This is a genomic window from Collimonas pratensis, assembly GCF_001584185.1.
Taxonomy (GTDB): Bacteria; Pseudomonadota; Gammaproteobacteria; order Burkholderiales; family Burkholderiaceae_D; genus Collimonas; species Collimonas pratensis.
The window spans coordinates 5,424,797-5,441,782 of record NZ_CP013234.1; the positions used below are offsets into that span (position 1 = coordinate 5,424,797).

The following is a 16,986-nucleotide window of genomic DNA, read 5'->3' on the forward strand; positions in this document are numbered from 1 at the left end:
CTGATCCACCCTGTTTTGAGCGATTTTGAGCGAGACCCGATGAACCCACAAGCAGCACACGCCGGCGCCATCCTCACGGTTAACCTGGACGCCATCCGCGGCAATTACCGCCTGCTCAGGCAACAGGCTGGCAAGGCGGCCTGCGCCGCCGCGGTCAAAGCCAATGCCTACGGCCTCGGCGCCGACAAGGTGGGGCCGGCGCTGGCGGCGGAAGGCTGTCGCCACTTCTTCGTTGCTCATCTGGATGAAGGCATCGCCCTGCGTCCGCACCTGCCGGCCACCGCCGACATCTTCGTCCTGCATGGCGCGCCGCCAGGCACCGAGCGCGAACTGATCGCCCACGGCCTGACGCCGGTGCTCAACAGCCTGCAGCAGATCGCCGCCTGGCATGCGCTGGCGCAAACCCTGCAGCGGCCGTTGCCAGCCATTTTCCAGGTCGACACCGGCATGTCGCGCATGGGCTTGCCGGCGGCTGAAGCGGAAGCCTGGCTGGCCAATCCGGCCTTCATGGAAAGCATCCCGCCGCTGTTCCTGATGAGCCACCTGGCCTGCGCCGAGCATCAGGGCCATCCGATGAACGCCAGCCAGCTGGCCCGCTTCCTTGCTTGGCGCCAGCGCCTGCCGCAGGTCGCCGCCAGCCTGGCCAATTCATCCGGCATCTTTCTCGGTCCCGATTACCAGTTCGACCTGGTGCGTCCGGGCGCGGCGCTGTTCGGCATTGCGCCGGTGGCCGGCGCCGCCAATCCCTTGCAGCCGGTGGTCGCGCTGCATGGCCGCATCATCCAGAGCCGCACGATCCAGCGCGGCGACCATGTCGGCTACGGCATCAGCTATAGCGCCAGCGAAGAACGGCAGATCGCCACCGTCGGCGTCGGCTATGCCGACGGCTGGCTGCGCAGCATGAGCAACCGCGGCATCGCCTTCATCGACGGCCAGCCGGCGCCTATGGTCGGCACGGTCTCGATGGATTCGATCACCATCGATGTCACCGGCATCGCCGCCGAGCGCGTGCAGGCTGGCGCGACGGTGGAACTGATCGGCCCGCAGCGGCCGCTGGACGACGTCGCGCGGCTGGCCGGCAGCATCGGCTATGAAATCCTGACCGACCTCGGGCGCCGCTATCACCGCGAATATATAGGCGGCTAGCACTTCCTGCAGGGTGGGCGCAAACGCCTGCCCGCCCTGCGTTTTCCCTGTCGCGGCGCCAACGTCGTAGAATCAAGTACTTCTGCAACTCTTCCCTCCGCCGCCATGACTAAAACAGCGTTATCCGCACAGCTCGCCAGCTGGATCGACAGCCACTTTGACGAAGAAGTCGGGTTCCTGCAAAAGATCGTCCGCATTCCCACCGACACGCCGCCCGGCAATAACGCGCCGCACGCCGATGCGGTGGCCGAATTGATCACGGCCTGGGGTTGGCAAGCCGAGAAGCATCCGGTGCCGGCCGCCACGGTCAAGGATTACGGCATGGAGAGCATCACCAACCTGATCGTGCGCCGTAAATATGCAGGCGACGGTCCGACGCTGGCGCTGAACGCCCACGGCGACGTGGTGCCGCCGGGCGAAGGCTGGAGCAAGCAGCCGTATGGCGGCGAGATCGAGAACGGCCGCATCTACGGCCGCGCCACCACCGTCTCCAAGGGCGATTTCGCCACCTATATTTTTGCGGTGCGGGCGCTGGAAGCGCTGGGCGTACCGCTCAAGGGCGCGCTGGAACTGCACTTCACCTACGATGAAGAATTCGGAGGACTGCTGGGCCCGGCCTGGCTGCTGGAGAATGGCCTGAGCAAGCCGGACCTGGTGATCGGTCCCGGTTTCAGCTACAACGTCGTCACTGCCCATAACGCCTGCCTGCAGTTTGAAGTCACGGTGTATGGCAAGGCCACCCATGGCTCGATGCCGGAAACAGGCCATGACGCCTTGCAAGCCGCCACCAAGGTGCTGCAAGCGATCTACGCCAAGCTGCCCGAACTGAAAAAAATCAGTTCGGCGATTCCCGGCATCACCCATCCGACCATGATCGTCGGCCGCATCGACGGCGGCACCAACACCAATGTGGTGCCGGGCAAAGTGGTGCTGAAGATGGACCGCCGCATGATTCCGGAAGAAGATCCGGTTGCAGTCGAAGCCGAGGTGCGGGCCATGATCGCGGCAGCGGTCGACGGCCTGCCCGGCATCCGCGTCGAGATCAAGCGCCTGCTGCTGGCGCGTGCGCTGCGTCCTTTGCCCGGCCACGAAAAACTGCTGGCCAGCGTGCAGGCGAATGCGCTGGCGGTGCTGGGCGAAGCGATCCCGGCCAATGGTTCGGCGCTCTACACCGATGCCCGGCTGTATGGCGAACACGGCATACCGGTCGTGCTGTACGGCGCCGGCCCGCGTACCCTGATGGAGTCCAACGCCAAGCAAGTCGACGAAAACCTGGCGCTGGACGACTTGCGCAAGGCCACCAAGGTGATCGCCATGACACTGCTGGATTTCCTGGCAGCGTAGGGTGGGCACGCCTTTGTGCCCACGCGTGACCGCGATGGCCGGAGTACATGGCCGCGCGGCACGCAAATGCATGCGCATAGAGCAAATTTGCGCGCGGGCACGATGTTCCCACGCTACGGCGTCGCCGGCAGGAATCCCGAAGTTCCTGTAACATAAGTATCCGCTTGAGCGCACAAGATAGTGACTTTGTGCAGTCTTCCGGCAGTTCCTGCCAGCGCATTCCATCCGCTTCAAATATTTAACCCGGCGCCGGCAACTGGCGCAACCCTAAGCATTCCATGACAAACACATCTGCAACTTCAGCCCCGGAGAAACTGCTCCCCGGCTGGCTTCTTTTACTGGGCGCCCTGACTGCCATCGGCTCGCTGTCGATCGACATGTACCTGCCGAGCTTCCCCACCATCGCGCAACAGTTCGGCGTCGGCAGCAACCTGGTGCAACTGACTCTGGCCGCCTTCCTGGTCGGGTTGGCGGTCGGCCAGATGTTCTATGGCCCGTTGAGCGACCGCTTCGGCCGCAAGCCCCCGCTGTATGTCGGCATGACGCTGTACCTGCTGGGTTCGCTGGCCTGCATGGTGTCGCAGGACGTCACGGCGCTGATACTGTTCCGTTTCCTGCAAGGACTGGGCGGCTGCGCCGGCATGGTGATCGGCCGCGCCGTGATCCGCGACCGCCTCGGCACCACCGGCGCCGCCAAGGCTTTCTCGCTGATGATGCTGGTGATGGGCCTGGCGCCTATCCTGGCGCCGCTGATCGGCGGCGCCGTGCTCAAGCTGTGGGGCTGGCGCGTGATCTTCGGCGGCCTGGCCGGCTTCGGCCTGTTCTGCCTGCTGGCGATCCACTACACCATGCAGGAAACGCTGGACCGCCACAAAGCCGAACCGCTGCACCTGGGACGCACCCTGAAGCAATACGGCCGGCTGCTGCTGGACCGCCAGTTCGTCGCCTATAGCCTGGTCGGCGGCCTGATCCAGGGCGGCATGTTTGCCTACATCACCGGCTCGTCCTTCGTCCTGATCGAACTGCACGGCATCAAACCAGAGCATTTCGGTTTCGTCTTCGGCACCAATGCCTTCGGCCTGATAGCCGCCTCGCAAATCAACGCCCGCCTGGTCGGCAAGTATTCGCTCGACACCATCCTCGGCCGTGCCCTGTGGATACCCGCAATGCTGAGCCTGAGCGTGGCGCTGCTGGTGGCTTGCGGCGTCAACAGCCTGCCGGTGCTGCTGGTCGGCTTCTTCGGCTTCCTCGCCAGCTACGGTTTCATCAGCCCGAATGCCTCGGCGATCGCCTTGTCACAGCAGGGCAAACAGGCCGGCGTGGCGTCGGCGCTGATGGGCACCTTGCAGTTCGCGCTCGGCATCACTTCCGGCATCAGCATGAGCTTGTGGCACGACGGCACCGCATTGCCGCTGATGGTGGTGATGGCGATCTGCGGCGTCGGCGGCTTGCTGCTGCATCGCTTCGTAGCGCGGCCGGAACACCAGCGCCTGCTGCAAAAGGCGCCCCAAACCTGAGCGCCGGCGCTGCATGGCATTGCAACGATATTCATAGGCTTAAATACCGGACCCGGCTTCCGGTCTGCCCACGGAAAAAAGAGGCAAGGGTCACAGCTGTGACCCTTGCCTCAAACCGCGGAGATGCGGCAAGGTCAGAATGCGTGGCCGCGTTAGCCAGGCAAAATCCTAGAACGAATGGCTGACGCCGGCATAGCCGCCGTTTTGCGCATGGCCGGGCAGCGGATTGTCGAACTCGGTGCCAAAGTCGGCATTGCCCTTGTTGCGCACCGTGCCAGCTGCCACGTACAGCAAGGTCCGTTTCGACAGGTTGTAGTTGGCGCCGGCCACGAACAGGCTGGCGCTGCCGGCGTCATGATTGAGCTTGACGTGGTAGGCGCCGCCGATCAGGGTCAAGGCCGGCGTCAGCGCATAATTGGCGCCGATCCAGTAGTGGTTCAGCTTGTCGGGTGCAGCCCCGGCAGCGCTGTCCGGCGCCGAGATATTTTCGTAGCCGGCAAACAGCTTCAGCTGATCTATCGTATAGGTACCGCCCACGATCAGATCCTTGGAGGCCGTGTAGAGATTGCTATAGCGCCCGCTGCTGTCACGGATCACATCGTAAATCCCGCGCAGCTCAAGACCGCCTATCGTGTACACCAGGGAAATGCCGTCGCTGCGGCCATTCTTGCTGGAGCCGGCCTGCTCGCCGAGGCTGGTCTGGGCAGTGGCGTTGAAGCCGCTCCAGGTCGGCGTCTGGTATTCGATGACTTTGTTGGCGCCCGGCCAGTTGCGGCCATTGACCAGGCTGGCGGTGCCCATGAACTGCTGGCCGGTCGGATCGAGATACCAGACGTCATTGACGATGAACAGGTTCTTGCCGAACTTGATCGATCCGGCGCCGCCGTTCAGGCCGACATACGAACGGCGGTTGAACAAGGCGCTGCCGTTGGTGGTGCCCTTGGTGGCGTCGAAGCCGGATTCCAGCAGGAAGAAGGCGCTCAGCCCGCCGCCCAGGTCTTCCGTACCCTTGAAGCCGATCATGCTGGTGCCCCACTGGTTGCCGGACGCCGCCAGCTTGCTGCCGGTCTGTCCGGTCAGGTTGCCGTTGGCGTCTTTCAGGGCGACGCTGCTTTGATAATCGACGCCGGCGTCGACCCGGCCGTAGATGGTGACGCTGGTCTGTGCCTGTGCCTGGCTGCAGGCAACTGCGATCAGCACAGTGCTTGCGGCCACCCGCATGGTTTGCAATTTGATTTTCTTCTGTTTCACGTTAAGTCCCCTTTTTGGTTTAATTTTGCGCGACCTCGCCCCTCTCCCGTTTTTCTAGGAGATAAAATCACGCCTTCTTCCGAAGTCTGTCTAGCGTCGATCCGGGCCACCACAGCCGCCCAGATCACACTCTGTTATTTGGCCGGCTTACATCGCGCTGATGCCGATGACTAGCGCCGACTCCGGCGGCAGCGGCGGCAGCGGCAATCCGAAATCACGCAATGTAGCGCCGGACAAGGTCAGCTCGCCATCCACCAGCGCCTGCAAGAGTTCGGTCTGGCGTGTGTAATGCGGCGCATGCGGCATGGAAAATGCGCGTAGCCGGTAGTTGCGGGAGGGATCGAGGCCGGCGAGACGCAGCGGCGCCAGGTAGCGCGTCACGTCTTCGCGGCGCCGATAAACGGCGCACAGGGCTGCACTCTGATCGATAGCGGTAACATGCAGCCACGACAAGGCGCCGTCTGCGCCGCCTTGCCGCAAGTTGCCGCTATGCGCCAGGCCGCGCCATTCCTTGTACAGAGAAATCCAGTGGCAAAGCTCGGCTTTTTCAGCCGCATCCAGCGTCCTCACATCCAGTTCCAGTCCGAGATGGCCAAACATGGCGACCGCTGCGCGAAACGCCAGGTCATGCCGCCGGCCCGTGGTGTGGGAAGCCGCTGGTCCTATGTGCGCTCCCATCACCTCGGGCGGGAAGAAACGCAGGAAGCCGCGCTGGATGTCGATGCGCGTCAGCGCGTCATTGCAGTCGCTGGTCCAGACCCTGTGCGTGTGCGCCAGCATGCCGTAATCGGCGCGTCCGCCGCCGGAGGCGCAGCTTTCAATTTCAACCGCCGGATGGGCGCTGCGCAGCTTGTCCAGCAAGCGGTAAAGCGCTTCCACCTGGCGGCGGTAGGCGGCGCGACCATGGTGTCCGGCGGCAGCCAGATCACGATTCATGTCCCATTTCAGATAGGCGACCGGATAGGCCCGCAGCAGGCCGCTCAGCTTGCCGAAAATGTATTCCGTCACTTGCGCATTGGCGAAGTCAAGTACCAGCTGGTTGCGGCCGGTCACCATCGCGCGGCCCTCCAGCTGCAGCACCCAATCAGGATGGGCGCGGAACAGGTCGCTGTCGGGATTGATCATTTCCGGTTCAACCCACAAGCCGAACTGCATGCCCAGCTTGCGCACATGATCGATGAGCGGCTTCAATCCTTGCGGATATTTGCGTGCATCCGGCCACCAGTCGCCCAGTCCGGCCCTATCGTTATCGCGATGCTGAAACCAGCCGTCATCCAGGACGAAACGTTCGACCCCGACTTCCGCTCCGGCACTGGCCAGCGCCTTCAAGCCATCCAGGTCGTGATCGCAATATACGGCTTCCCAGGTGTTCAGATGCACCGGCCTGGGAGCCATCTGCTGCCCCGGCCAGCTCAGCAGGCGTTGCCGCACGAAGCGATGAAAGTTGGCGCTCAGGCCATTCAATCCCAGTGCGCTGAAAGAAAGATAGGCGGTCGGCGTGCGATAGCGCTCGCCAGGAGCGAGCATTACCTCTCCCGCGGCCAGCCATTCGCCTATCTGCAGCTGGCGGCGGCCATCGTTCAACGGTTCGATAAGCACGGTGTGGTTGCCGCTCCAGCCCAGATGCGCACCGAACGTACAACCGGTATCGTCGGCCAGGCCGTTGCCGACAATCACGCCCGGGAAGGCATCGTGGGAAGTACGTCCCCGCCGGCTGTCGCGGCGCCAGGTGGCAATTCCTAAGGTCTCGCGCATTTCCTGGAACTCCAGGGTCCAGCGCCCGGCAAAGCCCAGCACCTGGTCTGCCTCGGGCGGCAGCGGCACGCAGGCGGCAGCCAGCCAGTCAAGCCGAAACGGCGTGGCGCCGCGATTTTCCAGTTCGCTCCAGATGCTGACGACATCGCTATCGGGATCCACCGTGTAACTGACGACCAGACCCAGCCCGGCGGTGCGGTCGCTCAAGCCAAGTTGTAAAGAATGCTGTCTTAGTTCCACCTGGTCGAGGACAAAACTCTGCGCCCAGTCGAGATCGCCGATGCTGCAAGGCCGGCTCCCCGCCAATGCCGGCTGATTGAACCAGCCAAAACCATGGGTTGGCAGCACGCTCAGCGCCGGATCGTTATCCAGCAGCGTCGGCGGATGCGGCCGCGCGCTCGCCGCCGGCCAGGTGTCGCCAGCGACATGGCACTTAGCGCCGAAATGGCGCCAGGCAGGGGGCGCACCGGCGACCTGTTCGAGCACCATGCTCAAGTCGCGGCCGCTCAGGTGCATCAATTTTGATTCAGTCATTCTTGCTACCTTCGCCTATCCTTTGGTTGCACCCATCGTCAAGCCGGCGATGAAGTGCTTTTGCATGAGAAAAAAGACCAATACCGGCGGCAGCGCTGCAATGATCGAACCTGCCGAAACCAGGTTCCACTGCGCCACCCACTGGCCATTGAGGGACTTCAGCCCCGCCGTCACCGGCATGGCGTGGTCGCCCTGTATCAATACCGTCGCCCAGAAATAATCGTTCCAGACGAAAGTAAAAATCAGTACCGAGACGGCGGCAATCGCCGGCCTGACCAGCGGCAGCACGATTTTCCAGAAAACCTCGAATTCGGAAGCGCCTTCAATGCGCGCTGCGTCGATCAGTTCAAAAGGCAAATCCCTAATGAAATTGCGCATGAAGAAGGTGCAAAATCCAGCCTGGAAAGCGGTATGGAACAGCACCAGGCCAAGTATCGAGTCATACAGGCCGAGCCGCAGGCTGAGGTCGCGCACCGGCACCATCAGGATCTGGAATGGCACGAAGTTGCCGCCGACGAACAGGAAAAACACCAGCAGGTTCAGACGAAAACGGTAGATTCCAAGAGCGAATCCGGAAAGACAGCTCAGCGCCACCGCGCCGATGACAACCGGCACGGTGATCAGGAGGCTGTTCACGATATAACGGGTCAGCGGCGTGTTGCTGAATACCGCCCGATAGTTCTCAGCGATCTGCCATTGCGCCGGCCAGCCCCAATAATTTCCAGCGTTGATATCTGCCGCGCCACGCACTGACGTCAGCGCAACGGCAACCAGGGGCAGCAGCCAGATCGACAGCGCCAGCAGCACACACACGCGATACAGCCACTGCAGCGGCAAGCCGCTTCGGTCGATTGATGTCGGAAACATTCAGCCATGCTCCTTTTCCTGCTTGTATATGCGGAACAGCACCATGCTGATGTAGACCAGCATGATCAGGAACAAGACCGTAGCGATCGCCGCGCCGTAACCCATGCGGTAACCGTATTCGCTTAACGCTTCCTCATACATGTAATAGGCCAGGACACGAGACGATCCATACGGGCCGCCCTGCGTCATGATGGAAACCATGTCGAAGCTGCGCAAGGCGCCGACGATCGTGACTACTACCGCAATGAAAGTCGCCGCGCGCAATTGCGGCAGCACCACCTTGACCAGCATCTGCCAGCCGCTGGCGCCCTCCAGCCGCGCCGCCTCGATCAAGTCGGAACGCAGGTTGTTGAGGCCCGTCAGATAGAGGATCATGCAGTAGGCTATCTGTGGATACAGGCCGGCGGCCACGATGCCGTAGGTGACGAATCTTTCGTCGGACAGTACTGCTACCGGCGAGATGCCGAAAAAATGCAGGACGTGGAACAGCAAGCCGTTGCCGGGATCGTAGAACCAGCTGAACACCAGCCCGATCACCACCTGGGAAATTACAAACGGAAAGAAAAACAGTGCTTTGATCAGGCGGATTCCGAACACTGCCTGATTCAGAAACAGCGCCATCGCGAGGCCGGCAGGAATCGCCAGCATGAAACCGAATAGCCAGATCAGATTGTTTTTCAACGAAAGCCAGAAATCCGGATCGTGATAGAGCTCGGCGTAGTTATGCAAACCGATATAGCGGGCTGGGCTCAGCCCATCCCAGGCATACAGGCTGAGCGAAATGGTCTGGAAAATCGGTGCAATGACGTACACGGTAAACAAGATCAGCGCCGGCGCCAGGAACAGCCATGGCGCGATTGCCCTTTGGTGCCGCTGCCAGAAAGAGATGCCGGATCCCGGCGCAGCGTCCGTCCCGGCCATGCTTCTCTGAGTTGCTGTCAACATGAAATATTTCCTAAGAACCTGTTCAAGAAAAATGCCTGGCCAATGCCGCGCTAAGGATAGCGAGCTGTCAGTCGCTATCCCGCAGCCTGGGAACAAGCCGCAGCGGCGCGTACGCTATCGCACAATGGCTGGATTTGAATCGGCTGCGACGGTGGACGCCGCAGCTCTGCTTCTCTGGCCGCGGCTCCTATTTATAGACGTTGCGGCGTATCTGCTCGAGGCGCTCCAGCACCTGCTGGCGGGATTCCGGTTTCAACATGTAGTGCTGGAATCCGTCCATGCCCGCCTTGGCCATTTCCGCCGGGGCATCGCGATCGTAGTATTGCGAAAGATCGCTGGTATTTTTCAGCAAGTCGAAGCCGGCTTTCAGATAAGGATCGGTAGGTTCGCTGGCCTTGACATTGACTGGCAGCTCTTCCAGTATCTGGCTCACCTTGGTCTGTACATCGGGACGCGCCATGTACGCCAGCAGACGCCGCGCATCTGCCTTGTTCTTTGCCTGCGCCGGAATATGCACGGATTCGATCGGCGCCTCTTCCGCCATCGCCAGGCCTGGCGTGATCGCCGGGAATTGCATGAAGCCCAGGCTGCTTTCGGTCAAACCGGCAGCCTTCATCGGCGCCACTGCGAAGTTACCCATGAGGTACATGGCGGCCTCGCCTTTGACCATGGCCGGCACCGCCTCTTCCCAGGTATACGAAGCGTGGTTCGGCAAAAAATAACCCGGCTTGACCAGTTCGTCCCAGCGGTCAAACACAGCGCTCACACGCTTGTCGGTATAGGGCACCTTGCCGTTGGTCAGATCCATATGGAACTGGTAGCCGTTGGTGCGCAAGTCGAGATAGTCGAACCAGGCCGCCGTGGTCCAGGTCTGCTTGGTGCCGATGGCAAATGGCGTGACGCCGTTCTGCTTGAGCTTGGCGCTGGCGTCGAGCAGCTCCTTCCAGGTCTTCGGCGGCGTGATGTTCAGCTTCGCAAAAATATCCTTGCGATAGTAGATGCCCCATTGATAGTACAGATAGGGGATGCCCCATTTCTTGCCGTTGATGGTCATCGCGGCGGCAGCCGGCTTGAGCGCTTCATCCAGGCCGTTCTTGGTCCACAGATCGGACACATCTTCGAACAAGCCGGCATCGACGAATGGCGCCATGCGGTGCCCTGGATACCAGTTGACCACGTCCGGCGGATTGGCAGTGAGGAAATTGCGGATCGAGGTTTTGTAGCCTTCATGGTCGAAGGTATTGAGTTTCACCTCGACATCGGTGTTTTCCGCCTTGAAGCCTTTTATGATGGCGTCCAGCGCGGCCTTGGCGGCAGGATCGGAGGCGTCGGAATTGATGACCAGCGTGCCGGCGCTGGCGGACAAGGCCATTGCCGAAAACAGCAGCGGCAATAATTTCACCAGCAATGTTGAACGTGCTTTCATTACAGTCTCCTTTTTATTTTTTGAATCGTCGCGTCTTTTCGACGCAGTTTTTTGGAAAGTCTCCCCTTTCCCCTTCATCCGCCAGAGCGGCGGCGTCCTGCTATGCAGCCAGTGGAACCAGTATGTCGGTGGCCTCGACGCAGCGCGGCAACGCTTCGCCTTGCTCATCGAACAGGTGCATGGCCGCGCGCGGCAGCGATAACGGCACTCGCTGGCCGGCGACGGCATGGGTATTGCCGGGTACCTTGACGATCCAGGGCGCTTGCTCGTCGCCGCTGCGCAGGTACAGATAAGTCGCATCTCCCAGCCGTTCCTGCCATTGCACCTCGCGCACCAGATGCTGCGTAGCGTTGCCGGCGCTGGCATCTTCCGGGCGGATGCCAAGGGTCAACGGCGCGCCAGGCAGCAAACGCCGGGCATCGACCTGCGCCTCCAGCAGTTCGCCGCCGGCGAGCTGCACCCGCGCCAGCCTTTCGCCGGCGGCGACCAGGCGTGCGGGAATGAAGTTCATCTTGGGCGAGCCGATAAAGCCGGCGACAAACAGATTCTTGGGCCGGTGGTACAGCTCCAGCGGCGCGCCGCATTGCGCGATGCTGCCGGAGCGCGCCAGCGCGCTGCCCGAGTTCAGCAACACGATGCGGTCAGCCAGGGTCATTGCCTCGACCTGGTCGTGGGTGACATAGACGGTAGACGCATTGCCGATTTCGCGGTGGATCTTGGCGATCTCATAACGCGTCTGCACGCGCAGCACGGCATCCAGGTTGGACAGTGGTTCGTCAAACAGAAACACCCCCGGTTCACGCACGATAGCGCGGCCGATCGCCACCCGCTGGCGCTGGCCGCCTGACAGCGCCTTGGGAAGGCGCGCCAGCAGGCGCTCCAGTTGCAGGATGCGGGCGGCGCCGACAACCTTTTCCCTTACTACTGCCTTGTCGACCTTGGCCAGGGTCAGGCCGAACGCCATGTTTTCGTACACCGTCATGTGCGGGAACAACGCGTAACTCTGGAATACCATCGCCACGCCGCGCCGTGCTGCCGGCACGTCGTTCATCAATCGGTCGCCGATCAGCAGCTCGCCGCTGCCGATATCTTCAAGCCCTGCGATCATCCGCAGCAGCGTGGATTTTCCGCAGCCGGAAGCGCCGACAAAGACACAAAACTCTCCTTGCGCAATGTGCAGGTCCACATTGCGAATCACCGGTTCATGCTTGCCATAGGCTTTGGATACGCCCTTCAAGGTGATGCTTGCCATGCTTGTCTCCTCATGTACTGCCAGATGCACCGCGCGTCATGCGCATGTAATTATTGATATCCGATCAAAGACAGCGCCGTGGCAGCATTCGCCACGGCGCCGGCCTTTAAAGGCCTTACTGGATTTCTCAGTCGGTGCGCTTGCAGTCAGCGGGCGGCAGTTACCGTCATTCTGGCCACGGTGTAGTTGGGATCGTTGGGATATAGATAGATTCCGCCGTTATCGCCATTGCAGGTGTAAGTCCGGCTGTTGCCGTCCCAGACAAGATTGAAGGTGCTGGCTTGCGTTGAATTATTTGCGTAGGTAGTCAGCACATTGCAGTGCGTGCCGTAATTCGATTTGAAGCGCGGCAGCCAATGCAGTCCAGTACCGTCTTGCTGCGCCGACGGATCTTTGGCGTAGTCCAGTGTGATCGCCGGCCAGCCGGTGACGGCATCCAGCGCCTGGGTGACTCCCACGTGCACGGTGTAATTGCCGGTGTGAACCGGAATATTGCTGACCTTGAGGTAGTCCCCGTTCTTGAATGCAGACGGAAGATTGTTGGCAAGCGTGACGAGCTTGTTGTTGGGTGCATCGAAATCGACGCCGAGCACTTTGGTAATGGTGTCCGATATCAGTGCGAAACTGACCTCGGGATACGCGTTGCCATTGTCAAATACCTGCCGTGCAGCCAACCTGGTCAGCCATTTCCAAGCCGTGTCGAGCATGCCCGCGTTGTAAAAAGCGGTAGGCAGGTAAGTGTGCGATTCGACGCCAGGCGAGTTGAGGCCGTAATTTGGATTCTGGCTGGCTGCGGCTTGATAAAGACTCTCGGCGTTGCTGTCGACGTAATTGGCTTGCGCCGCCAGATTGCCTGCATCGGTGATGATCCCTTTGTACAGGGGGAACAGATTCGGCTCTTCCGCATAATGGTCGTAGTAGCTCAGCGTATTGTAATTCGCGCTTGAATATGCCGTGCTTGTCACACCGGTGAGCGCAACTGCAAAATGGCCGCTGCCGTTGACGTTGCTCCAGTGCGAATTGAAGTTCGATGAAAGCGTATTGAACTTGGCCGCCATGTTCGTGGCGTCGCTGGCTGCCTTCAACGCTGGGTAGTTCGATACATTCCGATAGTAGGCAATCTCGCTTGCGGCCATATCGCCGCCGAGAACGATGGCCGTGGTTGACGGCACCCCGGCGTTGCCGACGAATTCATTGTAGGTTGCTGCTTCACCGTGGTCCAGGCGCGCCATCCTGAAACCATCGGCATTGATGTACTTATTGCTCTCGGTATTTGAAAAGCCGTTGTTGAGGTTGTTGATGTAGTTCGTGAAATCCGCGCCCAGATAACGCTGGTCGGCAGTGAGGCGATACATGTTGGCGATATTTTCGCCGATCTCGAATGGCGCCGGCGACTCGTCGTTTTGCTCGTACTGCTTGCCGTTGGCGCCAATCGCCCAGTACGGCGCGTTGACGATATCGGTATGATAGAGCGTGGCGAAATGGTCGGCCATTTGATAGTTCTGCTCATACATGCCGAGAAAATATGCGCCGGTTGCGTAGTGCACATAGTCTCTTGAGTAGTAGGCGCAGCGATTGGGAATCGAGGCCAGGTATCCCGGTTGCAGGGTCGACTGGCTGCACCTGGCGTCCGTGCTCGGCCATCCTAGCGCGACAAAATGCGGATAATTGGCATTCGTAAAATCCAGCGAACGTGCTTCTGCCACTGCCTGATTGAAACCGGTTGCCAGCCCCGCTGCGACACTGCTCGAACTTGCTGTCAATTCCTGGGAAGCTGCACTACCGCCATATACAAGGGCGCCGATCGCCAGCGCGATCAGCAGGTTTTTCTTCTGGAATCTCGCACGGCCTTGCAGCTGCAGATTCGTCGCTCCGGTGACGCCGTGGCAAGTCTCCACAGCGCGGTTTTTCTTCAATTTCCTTAAGCCTTTGTTCATTATTCCGTCTCCTTTTTTGAGGGAAAATCTTATAAATAAGCGGGGAACACAGCTGATGCAGTGGAAGTCGTGCGTATGACGAAATGCGATGCTGGCCGCCTCGCCTGATCCACCTTCAGCGAGACGACTTTGATGCCTGGTTAAGCAAAGATGCGCTGCCGCGCACTGTGGCTGAGCGCTGCGGTGCGCGTTAATCTTTACCGCTGCCGCAGGAGCGCCGCACTATCAAGGGCGCGGCGTCCCGCACGTAGGCCTTGTCGAGTGGCTCGCCGGCGATTGCCTGCAGCAGGATGGATGCCGCATCGCTCCCATCCTTGTACGGTTCGGTGCGCATCGTGGTCAGCGGCGGCGCCGCGAAGGCCGCCAGCGGAATATCGTCGTAGCCGACGATCGCTACATCCTCGGGAATCCGCAAGCCGGCGTCGCGCAAGGCTGCCATTGCGCCGAATGCGATCGTGTCGTTGCCGGCAAACAGCGCTGTCATGCCCGGTGCGCGCTGCAGCATGCTGCGCATGGCGTCATACCCGCTTTGCGCGCTGTAGTTGCCATACGCGATCCATGCGGGATTGATATCCGCGCCATGCGCCTGCATGGCGTCGTGGAAACCGCGCAGACGCTCACGCGGAATTTGATTTTCATCCGAGGCATAACCGAGATGAGCGATCTGCCGGTGTCCAAGCGCCAGCAGATGGCTGGTGGCGCGGCGCGCGGCGTCGCGGTTGTCGGCATCGATGCTGCAGATTCCTTGGTGCTCCGACAGATTCGAACCGAATACCACCAGCGGGAATCCATTGGCGGCCAGCTGGCACAGATAAGCATCGTCGATTCCACGCGGATTGAGGACGATCAGCCCATCGACACGGCGACTGTCGACCAAGTCTGCAAACACACCTGGACGGCTGCTTTCTTCAACCGGCTCGAACAGCAGCTTGTATCCGCTGGCATGGCAAGTCAGGTTGATCCCGGCCAGAAAACGCGGCAGGTAGGCGTCAATGTCGATGTTGATGTGATCGCGGTGCGGCATCACAAGCGCGACGGTCCTGGTGGCGCCGCTGGCGAGCGAGCGGGCGATGGCGTTGGCGACATAGCCGAGCTGCCTGGCGGCCGTCAATACGCGCTCTCGCGTCTCCTGGCTGATGCCCATGCCGGGCACATCGTTGAGAACGAAGGAAACCGTCGTACGCGACACGCCTGCGAGCTTTGCCACCTGGTTGCTAGTTACGTTACTCATGATTTCGGCTTTTGTTTTTTGTTACTAACACGTGTTAGTAACGCTTTAAAAAAAAGGACTTTCTAAATGTCCGTTATTACTAATCTACCAATCGCAATTGCTTGAAATTCCGATCTTCTGCGGTATCTTGATTCTTACTAACCTGCTTTAGATATTAGGGGCTCAAATCAAGCCCGTCAAGTTATTTTAATGCCGATATGCAAGAATTTGCGCAAACCACTCGGTGCCCGTCGGCCGCTGTCCCGACCGCGCACAGCGGCGTGTCATTTCCGGTAACGGTGAAAAGTCGATCCTTGCTCCCACTGCCGCGGTATTTTTGCTCTGGAATTCGGGGCCATCGCTTATTGCGTAAAATGCCGCATGCCCTACTACGCCATCACCTCCTATGTCCCGAGCGGACGCTATCAGCTTTACTTCCAGACCCGGGGAGCGAAGCTTCCTTCAATCAATTTCGTCGTCCGCGGTATCGCATGAACAGCACCACAACAGCACAAGCTGGCAGCGCACTGGTGTCCTGGAGCGGCGGCAATATAGTCGCCTATCAAGAATACGTAAAGCTATAGTCGTTTTTTTGGCTCGCGCCCCTGCTAGGACGCACGATTCATCAATTTTAGAAGTGTAAAGGACATTCTTACGCACACCGGGTATAAATACGGCGTTTATTTGCGTAAAGAAAATGTCAAAATATTTCATCAAAACATTCATCTATGGGTCGGGCGAACGCTCCCCCATTGCTTTTGACCGCACAACCGGATTGCCGTTGCTCGAACCGAATGACTGGAAACTATTCGTTCGTCGTTCGAGTACAAACTCGCATCTAACACTTTCGCGAGAATTGGGCGAGGTACTTGTGCTATACAAATGGGCCGACGAAAGAAAGATTGATTTACGAAAACGCTTCAATCTAGAAACAGGACTTTCAACCTCTGAGATTGGAGATCTCAAGAATTTTTGTCAACGAAATTTGAGGTATGGCACAGGCTTACAATCAATCAGATCGATCACCGGCGAACAACGTAAGCAACGAATAGATACGATACGAGCATTTCTAGATTGGTGGCTCGATAGGTCACTCATGTCTACAAACTGCCCATCTTTTCCAAATGCCAAAGAGCGTGCGAAGTCGCTTCCCTATCATATCGAACGACACAGACGCCATCTCAAGGTGCCGGGTGGGTCCGGCAACATTCGCGTTGGCCTCTCATCTGAGCTAATCGCGCGACTTTTCGAGATTGTAGTTCCGGGGTCATCATCAAATCCATTCCATGCGCACAATCAACTGCGCAATTTCATCATTATTGGCACTCTATATTTTTTCGGCCTCCGTCGATCCGAAGCCTTGCTACTTCGGACCAGTGATGTCGATTTTCGCTCAGCATCTCCTACAATTTCCATAAAACGTCAGCCGGACAGTAAAGCCCACTCCCGTAAGGACGTCTCCGTAAAAACACTCGAACGTACAGTACCGATGCCACGTGAATTCGCGACATTAGCCCTTTGAAAATCAAAGACTTATCGCTAAGCTTCCTTAGCTAACCAAGAAATATTGTTTGACACAAACAAAGCCTTTCACCTTTGCGCGTGGATTCTTGCAACAATAAAGTTTGACACAAGCATGGGTGAAATCCGCAAGATTGGGCGTTTAGTCTATAAATCGAAGCCAACGTCTGAGAGGAAATTGATATTCCAGCTCAATTGTAGTAGTTCCGACTTGATCGGACAGTAAGGCCTTGCCAAAGGGTGGGGTTACCCGGTTTGATAGAGGTGCGAATCTTTATTAA

At 59.4% G+C, this 16,986-nt stretch carries 12 protein-coding genes; 4 read left to right on the top strand and 8 right to left on the bottom strand.

Annotated features, from left to right (window positions below):
• Nucleotides 1-39 precede the first annotated feature (39 nt).
• The 3 genes from alr to CPter91_RS24195 all read left to right on the top strand — a co-directional run bounded on the left by alr (nt 40) and on the right by CPter91_RS24195 (nt 4,007).
• Nucleotides 40-1,146 (top strand): alanine racemase, encoded by a 1,107-nt coding sequence (gene alr / locus CPter91_RS24185; protein ID WP_061945219.1) that lies wholly within the window; start codon nt 40-42, stop codon nt 1,144-1,146.
• Between the two features lie 105 nt (nt 1,147-1,251).
• Nucleotides 1,252-2,490 (top strand): ArgE/DapE family deacylase, encoded by a 1,239-nt coding sequence (locus tag CPter91_RS24190; protein WP_061945221.1) that lies wholly within the window; start codon nt 1,252-1,254, stop codon nt 2,488-2,490.
• A gap of 278 nt (nt 2,491-2,768) precedes the next feature.
• Nucleotides 2,769-4,007, top strand: a complete 1,239-nt coding sequence (locus tag CPter91_RS24195) for a Bcr/CflA family multidrug efflux MFS transporter (RefSeq protein ID WP_061945223.1) — start codon at nt 2,769-2,771, stop codon at nt 4,005-4,007.
• A 168-nt stretch (nt 4,008-4,175) separates the two neighbouring features.
• Here the strand turns inward: CPter91_RS24195 and CPter91_RS24200 are convergent, their stop codons facing one another.
• The 8 genes from CPter91_RS24200 to CPter91_RS24235 form a co-directional block, all read right to left on the bottom strand.
• Nucleotides 4,176-5,228: a porin gene (locus CPter91_RS24200; RefSeq protein WP_061946600.1), complete on the bottom strand. Its 1,053-nt coding sequence runs from the start codon at nt 5,226-5,228 to the stop codon at nt 4,176-4,178.
• 177 nt (nt 5,229-5,405) lie between these two features.
• A complete protein-coding gene (locus tag CPter91_RS24205; protein ID WP_061945225.1) occupies nt 5,406-7,547 on the bottom strand; it encodes an alpha-galactosidase in 2,142 nt (713 codons plus the stop codon).
• A 15-nt stretch (nt 7,548-7,562) separates the two neighbouring features.
• Nucleotides 7,563-8,414: a carbohydrate ABC transporter permease gene (locus CPter91_RS24210; protein ID WP_061945227.1), complete on the bottom strand. Its 852-nt coding sequence runs from the start codon at nt 8,412-8,414 to the stop codon at nt 7,563-7,565.
• Nucleotides 8,415-9,359 carry a carbohydrate ABC transporter permease gene (locus CPter91_RS24215; protein WP_417924830.1) on the bottom strand — a complete coding sequence of 315 codons (945 nt, stop codon included), beginning with the start codon at nt 9,357-9,359 and terminating at the stop codon, nt 8,415-8,417.
• Nucleotides 9,360-9,546: 187 nt separating this feature from the next.
• Complete coding sequence (locus tag CPter91_RS24220; protein ID WP_061945231.1) at nt 9,547-10,785, bottom strand: ABC transporter substrate-binding protein; 1,239 nt, start codon at nt 10,783-10,785, stop codon at nt 9,547-9,549.
• Nucleotides 10,786-10,885: 100 nt separating this feature from the next.
• On the bottom strand, nt 10,886-12,037 hold the full coding sequence (locus CPter91_RS24225) for an ABC transporter ATP-binding protein (RefSeq protein WP_061945233.1): 1,152 nt from the start codon (nt 12,035-12,037) through the stop codon (nt 10,886-10,888).
• A 146-nt stretch (nt 12,038-12,183) separates the two neighbouring features.
• Nucleotides 12,184-13,974, bottom strand: coding sequence for a hypothetical protein (locus CPter91_RS24230; protein ID WP_150119802.1), 1,791 nt, complete (start codon nt 13,972-13,974; stop codon nt 12,184-12,186).
• Nucleotides 13,975-14,164: 190 nt separating this feature from the next.
• Nucleotides 14,165-15,205: a LacI family DNA-binding transcriptional regulator gene (locus tag CPter91_RS24235; protein ID WP_061945237.1), complete on the bottom strand. Its 1,041-nt coding sequence runs from the start codon at nt 15,203-15,205 to the stop codon at nt 14,165-14,167.
• A 676-nt stretch (nt 15,206-15,881) separates the two neighbouring features.
• Here CPter91_RS24235 and CPter91_RS26795 point away from each other — a divergent pair.
• Nucleotides 15,882-16,706: a site-specific integrase gene (locus tag CPter91_RS26795; RefSeq protein WP_150119803.1), complete on the top strand. Its 825-nt coding sequence runs from the start codon at nt 15,882-15,884 to the stop codon at nt 16,704-16,706.
• Nucleotides 16,707-16,986 lie beyond the last annotated feature (280 nt).

What these genes read in the sequence shown, in the direction of transcription:
- alr (WP_061945219.1), top strand. Translation starts at nt 40, where the DNA reads ATGAACCCACAAGCAGCACACGCCGGCGCCATCCTCACGGTTAACCTG.
- CPter91_RS24190 (WP_061945221.1), top strand. Translation starts at nt 1,252, where the DNA reads ATGACTAAAACAGCGTTATCCGCACAGCTCGCCAGCTGGATCGACAGC.
- CPter91_RS24195 (WP_061945223.1), top strand. Translation starts at nt 2,769, where the DNA reads ATGACAAACACATCTGCAACTTCAGCCCCGGAGAAACTGCTCCCCGGC.
- CPter91_RS24200 (WP_061946600.1), bottom strand. Translation starts at nt 5,228, where the DNA reads ATGCGGGTGGCCGCAAGCACTGTGCTGATCGCAGTTGCCTGCAGCCAG.
- CPter91_RS24205 (WP_061945225.1), bottom strand. Translation starts at nt 7,547, where the DNA reads ATGACTGAATCAAAATTGATGCACCTGAGCGGCCGCGACTTGAGCATG.
- CPter91_RS24210 (WP_061945227.1), bottom strand. Translation starts at nt 8,414, where the DNA reads ATGTTTCCGACATCAATCGACCGAAGCGGCTTGCCGCTGCAGTGGCTG.
- CPter91_RS24215 (WP_417924830.1), bottom strand. Translation starts at nt 9,359, where the DNA reads ATGTTGACAGCAACTCAGAGAAGCATGGCCGGGACGGACGCTGCGCCG.
- CPter91_RS24220 (WP_061945231.1), bottom strand. Translation starts at nt 10,785, where the DNA reads ATGAAAGCACGTTCAACATTGCTGGTGAAATTATTGCCGCTGCTGTTT.
- CPter91_RS24225 (WP_061945233.1), bottom strand. Translation starts at nt 12,037, where the DNA reads ATGGCAAGCATCACCTTGAAGGGCGTATCCAAAGCCTATGGCAAGCAT.
- CPter91_RS24230 (WP_150119802.1), bottom strand. Translation starts at nt 13,974, where the DNA reads ATGAACAAAGGCTTAAGGAAATTGAAGAAAAACCGCGCTGTGGAGACT.
- CPter91_RS24235 (WP_061945237.1), bottom strand. Translation starts at nt 15,205, where the DNA reads ATGAGTAACGTAACTAGCAACCAGGTGGCAAAGCTCGCAGGCGTGTCG.
- CPter91_RS26795 (WP_150119803.1), top strand. Translation starts at nt 15,882, where the DNA reads ATGTCAAAATATTTCATCAAAACATTCATCTATGGGTCGGGCGAACGC.